This is a genomic window from Betaproteobacteria bacterium, assembly GCA_016791345.1.
In the GTDB taxonomy this organism is placed as follows: domain Bacteria; phylum Pseudomonadota; class Gammaproteobacteria; order Burkholderiales; family JAEUMW01; genus JAEUMW01.
This window is the reverse complement of sequence record JAEUMW010000194.1, coordinates 1-8483: the sequence shown is the minus strand read 5'-3', so window position 1 is coordinate 8483 and position 8483 is coordinate 1. Positions and strand designations below refer to the sequence as shown.

The 8483-nt window shown below is 69.2% G+C and carries 4 protein-coding genes; all 4 read right to left on the bottom strand.

Annotated features, from left to right (window positions below):
• Nucleotides 1–1287: hypothetical protein (locus JNK68_07375; protein MBL8540178.1), on the bottom strand; the 1287-nt coding region annotated here is incomplete at its 3' end.
• A gap of 127 nt (nucleotides 1288–1414) precedes the next feature.
• Nucleotides 1415–3118 carry a patatin-like phospholipase family protein gene (locus JNK68_07370; protein ID MBL8540177.1) on the bottom strand — a complete coding sequence of 568 codons (1704 nt, stop codon included), beginning with the start codon at nucleotides 3116–3118 and terminating at the stop codon, nucleotides 1415–1417.
• A 116-nt stretch (nucleotides 3119–3234) separates the two neighbouring features.
• On the bottom strand, nucleotides 3235–7191 hold the full coding sequence (locus tag JNK68_07365) for a hypothetical protein (protein ID MBL8540176.1): 3957 nt from the start codon (nucleotides 7189–7191) through the stop codon (nucleotides 3235–3237).
• A gap of 21 nt (nucleotides 7192–7212) precedes the next feature.
• A partial coding sequence (locus JNK68_07360) for a hypothetical protein (GenBank protein MBL8540175.1) occupies nucleotides 7213–8483 on the bottom strand: 1271 nt, incomplete at its 5' end.

The following is an 8483-nucleotide window of genomic DNA, read 5'->3' as shown; positions in this document are numbered from 1 at the left end:
GTTGGGAAATTCGCGCCCGTAGTGCGTGTCCCACTCCGACACCAGCACCACGTGCGGCGAACTGCGCACGGCATCGGCGACACGCCCCTGCGCCGCATCGAACCCGTCGAGGCCGAGGGTGCGACTCACCGTCTGCCAGGCACCGCGCAGCTGCAACTCGTCCGCGAGCGCCTCGGCGAGCTTCTCGTCGGTGATCGTGATCCGCCGCAGCGACACGCCGCGACAGCGGAACTCCGCCTCGACGAAGCGCCTGCCCTCCTGCAGCGCGGCGACTTCCTTGCCGATCCCGGCCACGCACTCGTCCGGACTCGTCCGGCCTTCGACGAGACTCGCGTCGGAGGCGGTCGGCGAGGACGCGTAGAACTCCGCGCGACTCCTCTCGAACATCCCGGCGAGCTGCTTCCCCTGCTCCCCCCCTTTCCCGCGCACGAGGTAGTCCTCGCGCAGTTCGCGCACCATCTGCTTGAGGATGCCCGACGAACCGGGACCGAGCACCTTGATGGCGGGGCGCTGCCCGCTCGCTTCCGTCGGCGCGCCGTAACCGATGCGCTCGAAGAGTTTGTGCAACTGGTGCAGCGGATCGTCCGTCCAGAGCACGTCCTCGTTGAACCACGCGACCATCAGGTTCTCGGTCTCACCGGCGAGGTTGCGGCGATAGAACACCTCGTACGGCAGGATGGCCGGCAGCGGACGCGCCTTGTCCTGTGCCGCGTCCTCGAACTCCACGAAACCGATGTGCTCCGGATCGAAGGGCTCGAAGCCGCCCAGATGCAATCCGGAGAGAATCGCGTAACGCTGCTTGCGACGCCATTCGCTCGCCATGCCGTAGGGCGCACCCGTCACCGTGACGACGAGCAGCGTCGAGCCGGGTTTCGCCAGCAGCTCACGGCGCAGGTAGGACTCCTCGGCCCGGTGATCGGCGCGCCGCCGGGACTCGGTCGATGTCGCCGCGCCGAGCGCCAGTTCGGCATTGCACCTGTCCGGCGAACGGGCGGTGAGGCATTTGACCGCGTCGACGAGGCTGTCGCGCTGCTTGCGCTCCTCCTGGCCGCGCAGTTCGGCGAGTTCCCGCTTGCGGTAGCGCTCGACGGCATCGAACGGGTCTTCCCACATTCGCGCGTCGACTTCCTGGAAGCTGCCGGGGTGACGGTAGAGCGTATCGGGGCTCGGCGGGCGCGTGCCTTCGAGCGGCACCTGCGTCACCCAGACCGCGCCGACGACGAGCATGACCACCGCGAGGATGCTGGTGAGATTACCCCCGCCCGGACCCGGATCCTTCTCCGCCATGGCCTTCCCTCGCGCAGGATCGCCTCTCCGGCCCGATGCCGCGGCCCGCGCGCGATGATCATACGCGCCATGCGGCCTGGATAACATCCGCCGCCCCGCCTAGGCCGGCAGGCGCAGCGGGCGATCGTCAGGCGAGCAGGCCGAAGCGCGCGAGGTCCTTCTTCACGCGATCCATCGCGTACTGCACTAGATCGCCGCGCTTGCGCCAGAGCGCGAATTGCGCCGCCTTCCGTGCGAAATACTTGTCGGCGAGGAAACCGCTGACGAGCCGGTCACCGACCGCCGTGAAGCGCGCCTCGATCTGCTTTTCCAGCTCGGCGAGACGCGCCGCCGGATAGCGCGGCCAGGGCAGCGCGGGCACCTCCGTCGCCGCCTCGCCGACCAGGGGAACGACGGGGAGCAGCGTATGCCCGTCGCGCTCGACGGCATAGCGCTCGCGCTGCGCTCCCTTCCAGCGGTCGAACAGCGGATTGTTCTCGCCGAGGACGAAGCGGCGCCCCAGAAAGCGCTGACAGTTGCGGCGCCCCAGCATGAAGTCGTGCAGGCGGAAGTCGCGCGAGAGAAAGCCGCCGAAGCCGCCGAGCGTTCCGCTCGCGATCGGAAACTCGCAGTTCCGGCCATTCGCGTCGGTGCGTGTCGGACCGATGAGAAAGCGGCTGAACACGTTGGGGTCCTGGGCAAGTTCCAGTTCTTCCGGCTTGAAGCGCGCCTGGTTCTTGAGCGCGTTGAACATGTCCTTGACCACGGTGACGAGGTCGTCGCGCGGCTCGTATGCCGACTGCACCTCGGCGCCACCCGGAAAAGGATCGACGAGGATCACGGCGCGCCGCGCGCTGTTGGCGCCGCGCGGGTTGTAGCCGCCGCTGCCGGCGAGCACCTGCCGGGCGAGCTCCAGCGGCTCGTTGTTCATCAGCCCGCCATCCACGCAGACGAAGTCGTAGCGCTGCGGAACTGCGGGCCAGTTCGGCGCGATCACCTTGTATTCGACGCAGTGACAGTCGCCGTTGGCGTCCTTCGCCCCGCCGGTGGGGACCGGCCACTTCCGCAGCGCATAGACGTCGCCGGTCGCGCCCGCGAAATCGTAGGAGAGCGTCCGCGGTGCGAGCCCTACCGGGAAAGCCCCGGTGGCGAGCGCCACCAGCTTGAGCGTGTCCCAGCCCGGGCGCCAGCGCGCGTCCGCCATCTGCCAGTCGAGCGAGAGCGCGCCCGGCACGCTCTGCTCGCCGTGATCACTCACCGCAAAATGGAAGTAGTCGGCGTGCAGGAAGAGATCCTGGCCGCCCTTGATCTCGCCTTCCAGCGGGATGCTGTAGGGCACGCCGCGCAGGTTCGAAACGGTCGCGATGACGTGCAGCACGTCGTCGAGATAGGCGCGGCGCTCGGCCGCCGGCGCAACGCCGAGCGCCTGGTCGGCGATCGTCCGGAGGATGGTCGAGTCGAGCACCGACCTGACCGGCGCCTTCGGATCGGCGAGATCCTGCGCACCGAGCAGCGCCGCGATGTCGATGCGGTTCACCCAGCTGTCGAAGAGCTTGTTGACGGCGCTGTCGGCGGCGACCGGGTCGGTGACCGGCGGGAAGCGCGTCGCGAGCGCGCCGACGGAGATTGCCGCCGTCATTCCCCCGGCCGAGGCCCCCGTCATCACCTTGATCCTGACCTCGTGCGGCGGCACGTCCTCCCCCGCCGCCCGCGCACCGTACCAGGCATCCAGCGCCTGCAGCAGGAAGTCCATGACCCCCGCCGTGTAGGCCCCGGCCGAGATGGCCCCCGCCATGACGAGCCCGATCTCGAAGGGCTGCGAAAACGGATCGACGTCCTGAGCCGCGCTCATGTCACCCCCTTCCCCTCGGCCCGCCTTGTCGCCCGGTGCAAGCGCTCCCCTGCAGGACGAACCGGCGCGCAGCTGCCCACGGCATTTTCGCGCAAGCTGGCATCGACGCAGCCTGCCTACTCTTGTGGTCCCTTGCGTGCCTTGCCAGTCGGTGCGACGTCACCGACCGGAGTCTTCCGGGTCACCAGAGCACGGACCGTCTCCAGATCCTTCTTCAGCACCGCGATCTCCGCGTCGCGCCGCGCCAGGGCCTCGCGATGGCCTGTCTCCAGTTCAGCGAGCCGCCGCGCGAGATCATCCCCCGCAGCTATCCCCGGCGTGGCCTGGAGCGCTCCCTCGGTCGCCGCCGCCTTCGCCGCTGCGTAAAACACCACCTTGCCGTTGCGCGTGTAGAGGTCGACCTGGTCGCCGGCACCGAGCGCCACCGGCACCGCGCCCACGCGCGCGATCTCCCGGCCGTCGAAGGCCTCTTCGAGCGGAACGACCCGCGCCACCCGCACGCCTGCTTCGGCCAGGGTGCGCTGGGCGGTGGCGGGTGCGCGATTGACGATCATGCCGGCCGGCACCGACTGGTTGAGGTCCTGCGTCGCGCCGAGCCGGCGCAGCAGTGCCTCGCCGCCGTAGGACGAAGTCATCTTGAGGTAGCTCGTGAGCGCACCCTGCATCTTCGTGAAGTCGGCCGTCTGCAGCCGCATCGCACTCTCGTTCACCACCCGCGCGGAGGCGAAACTGCCGCCGGTCTTCGACGACGCGGCGGCGCCGCGCGCGAGCACCGCGCAGCAGGCAACCTCGATCAGGTTCGTCACCAATGGGATCACCGGGACGGCGGAGAGCCAGTAGAAGAGCTTCGGGAAGGTGACGACCTCGCGCCGGTGGAAGTTGCAGATGTGGTAGACCCGCCCGGCGCGGATGTCCACGCACGCGAGGATCAGGCGGTCGCGTTCGTCGCAGGTCGGGCAGTCGACGAGCAGATGCTCGCAGACGCAGTCCTTGAGCCGCTGCAGCAGGCGGCGCAGGATCTCGTTCAGCACCGTCATCCACCCGGCACGGTACTCGGCAAGCACGCGCATGTCGAACACGCGCTGGCCGAGCACGTAGTCGACGGCGAGTGTGGTGACACTCGGGCTCGCCGCGTTGTAGGCGAGCACGACGCGCATGTTGCCGCGCTGGTTGACCGCGAGCGCGGCGGGCGCCACCTGCAGCGGCGCCACGTCCGCGGCGTTGAGCGCGGTCGCGTTCGCCCCGACCCAGGTGAGCTGATACGACTCCTCGATGGCGATCGCATTCACCGTGCGATCGAGGGTCGCGGCCAGCGTCACGCGAGCGTCGGTGTTGAGCGAGAACTGTGCGATCGGGTTGCCCTGGCGCACGTCGAGCGTGACGAGTTGCCGCTGCTCGGAACCCGGCTGCCGCACCACCGCCTGCACGGTCAGGCGCCGCGCGCCCGTATTGGGTTCCACGCCTTCGATGTATTCGATGGCATCGTCACCGGAGAGCGCCTGACCGGTCACCCCGATGATCGGGATGAGGCGCACGCCGGCGGTGCCCGCCAGCTGCACTTCCGCGATCTGGCTGTAGGTCGTGCCGACCGCCGCACCGGCGGGTCCGGCACCCGCATACACGGGACCTCTCGCCGTCGTACCCGGCGAGGCCAGGTGACCCGTGGCGTTGAATGCGGCGAACATCTCGGCGAAGTGATCCGCGGTGGGCGCGGAGGGATCGAAGCGCACGAGGCCCTCGCCGCGCACGATAGCGAATGCAACGCGCCCGTCGCTGAACGCGAAAAGCCGCACCACCTGCCGTCCGGGAATGCTCACCGCATCGGCCACCGGCGCGAGCTTCTCGGGATCGAGGAGAAAGAGCGTCGAACCGTTGGCGTTGGTGGCGATCGCAAGTACCCGGCGACCGAGCGGCAGCACGTCCTGCACGGTCGGATTGGTGAGCGGCAGCTCGGTCTCCGCGATCGCTTCGCCGCTTGCCACATCGAAGGCGAGGATGCGGTTGCTGCCCGCCGCGCCGAAGGCGTAGGCGCGCGTGCCGTCGAGGGACACGCGCAGGCCGCGATGCGCACCCTTGCCGTAGAAGGTGCCGATGCCGGTGTCGACGTTGAACGGATAGTCGGGCGGCTGCGGCAGATCGTCCTGGATCGCGCAGAAGGTGCGGCTCTTGAGCAACCCGCGCAGGCGCTCGTAGAGCTTGAGCAGACGCTCGTGCTCGTCGCGCGAAAGGAAGACGCGCTCACCCTGGGTCTGGTTGGCAAACTGCGCGAGCAGGTTCACCGCCGCGACGCGGTTGCGGGCGCCCTCGTCCACCACGCGCTCGTCGGCACCGCCGTCTCCCGCGAAGGCCTGTCCGAGTTCCTTCGTCAACGGCCGCACGCAGTCGTCGATCACGTCCTTGAGCAGCGTGCCTTCGAGGACCTTGTCGAGAAACTTCTGCCCCGCGCCTTCCTCTGCGATCGTTTCCAGCACGAAGCCACCGGCCGCACCGGCTGCGAGCGTGATGCACGCATTGCCGTTGCCGGCGTCATCGAGCAGGCCGGCCGCCTTGGCGCTCTCGACGATGGGCAGCTGCTGCGGCGAGTCGACGAAGATGTCGGTGCCATCGCAGGCGATGGCGTAGCCCTTCTCCACCTGCACCGTGTCGCGCGCCTGACCGCCGCAATGGACCTGCAGCCCGCACACGACGCCCCAGCCGTGCAGATATTTGTTGTGCTTCTTGAGGTCGGTGCCGACGCCAAGTTCGGTCAGCGGCGGAAAGATCTTGCGGCAGTCGGTGACGCTGATCGCCCCGCCGGCGGCCAGCGTCACCACGCCCAGCAGGCAGTACTGGTGACGGATGCCGAATGGCGGCTGCGGCGCGGTGAACGGCCACTCGATGGCGCCGGTGGCGGTGCGCGCCGGAATCACCCAGTAGTCGCCGGTGCGCAGGCGACCCGCGGAAAAGCGCACCTGCACTCCGCCTTCGAGGTCGACGAAACTGCCCGGCGTAACGGTCTGCACGCCGCCCGGTCCCCAGCGCCGCACCTTGGGATTGGTCTTGAAATCCGCGAAATTGATGGCTCCAGCGGGAATCGCGGTAGCGGGCTTGATGGTCACGACGTCTCCGGCCGCGCTCGCCACCTGCACCATCGTGCCCGGCAGCCCCTGCAGATCGCGCTCGTCGTCGATGAGCTCGACCCAGTCGTTCGGCGCGAAGCGCTCGGTCTCGTCGCGGCCGATGGAAGAAACCCGCAAGTCGGCGGTCGTGGTGCCCATGCCGAGCCAGAGCGTGACGATCGCCCCGTTGTCGCGCGACCACTTCCAGCTCGCATTGCCGGCGCCGTCGACGGCGTGGATCTCCACGCGATAGAGCTGGTTCTCCAGCCGACGATAGCCGCCCGCGGGCGACAGGCTGCACGGGTTGGGCGGCGGCGGTGGCGCGACGGTCTGCGCTTCGAGCAGTCCCGGGGCGGCACCGACGAGGTTCGTCCACGTCGCCGGCTGCGCGCCGCAGCCGGAGCCTGCCGGCACCTCCAGCAGCTTCACCTGCCACACCGTCTTCGTGCGCGTCGCGGTGTCGGGGCCGCCGAGCGCCGTCTCGCGCAGCAGCGGATCGTCGAGCGCAGTGAGATGCCGCTGCCAGACGTCGAGATACGCGAAGTAGCTGCCGGCTGGCGGCGGAAAAGCCGCCGTCGTCCCGTTCGCGAGCTGCACGATGGGCGCCGTGTTCGGCGGCAGCACGTCCGGCTGATCGAGAATCGACACGATGCGCTCGTTTTCCGCGAGCACGCCGTTCACGTAGCAGCGCCCGGCCGAAATCAGCAGCGGCCCCGCCGGCGGGTTCGCGTTGCCGGGAAGCGGCTTCTCCTCCGCTGACAGTTGTGCTCCGCTCGTCACCAGATGAAACCCGGCGGCATGCAGCGGCACGCCGCACGCTCCGACCACGTCGAGTGTTTCGGTCTCGATGCGATGCGCGATGACGTCGTGCTCTTCGTTCCAGTCGGCGTCGAGCACGACCCGTCCCTGCTGCAGCCGCACGCTGCTGTAGTGCTGCTCCGGGCGGAAGGTGAGCCGGGTAAAGTCGCCTTTCATTTTGAAGTCCCCTTGTGCGCTTTACGTCACGTACAGAATGCCGGCCTCGAGGCCGAACCGGAGGTACTCGTCCAGGCTCGTCGCAAGGTTCGCCTCGCGCTGCGGCGCGAGCAGGAAACCCCACACGCCCATCTCGGAGCCGTCGTCGGCACCGGTGCGAATCTCCGACGCGCAGGTCGGCGCAAGCTGTGTGTAGGCTTGGTGACCATGGGTCACGCTGGTGAACTGGGGCAGCAGCCGACCGCGGATCGCCGTGGTCTCGTCCAGCGTGAGCGGCGTGCCCTTGGCGTCTGCGGCCTGCGTGAGCGCCAGGTCGGGCTGACAGCGGAACCGCTGCGGCGTGCGCGAGCCCTCGGCGAGATACGAGAAGCGCACACAGCCCACCTGGCGGCGGGTCGCCACCAGCGCCCCGAGGAACAGACTGTTGGACGCCTGCACGGTGCGGCACGCGATGGCGCCGAACACGGTGCAGCCATCGATTGCGAGCGCCTGCGCCGGAGCGGCGATCGCCGCACCGCTGCCCGCGTCGACGATGCTTTGCGTGAGAGCGACCTGCGGCGCCGCACCCGAAATCGCGATCGGGCCCGTGATGCTGCGCTCGATCGTGAGCGCGAGCCGTGTGTTGTCGCCTGCCACCTGAATCCCGCCCGCGCCGGGGACGAGCGTGCAATGGGCGATGCCGAGCGCGCCGAGGTTGCCGGAGATCGGCGTGCCGCTGCCATCGCTTGCGGCTGCCCTCACTTCGATCGCGCCTTCGAGCCACAGACCGTTCACGGCAAGGCTGCCCGCACCGGCAGCACCCGCCGCCGTCGCGCCCTCCACGGCGAGCGCGCCCAAGAAATGCGGCCGGACCGCGTTGGCGCCGATCACTCCGGCACGGCGTTCCTTGGCGCCGGGTGAGCCCGGTACGTCCTGCACCGGCCAGTCCGCACCAACGATGAGGAGCCTGGAATCCTTCCCGATGCGGATCGGCGGCAGCGGATCGGCCGCGTCGTCGTTCTCGGTGGTGCTGTCCATGAGCGCGATCACACCGACGCGGCCGGCCGGCAGCGCATTCCACGCGGCGACCGCGTCCTTGAGCCGGGTAAAGATGCTCTCGGGGCCGACCGCACCGTGGATGCGCGACACGCCCACCTGCCACACCGTGGACTTCGCGAACTCGCCCGGGATGCTGGCCGCGCGGTCGTACGAGCCGCCCCCCACGTCACCGGGAAACCCGTAGCTGTAACACACCGCCACCTGCTGCGGCAGCACGCCTGCCGGGAATGCCAGACGCCCCGATACGGGATCGA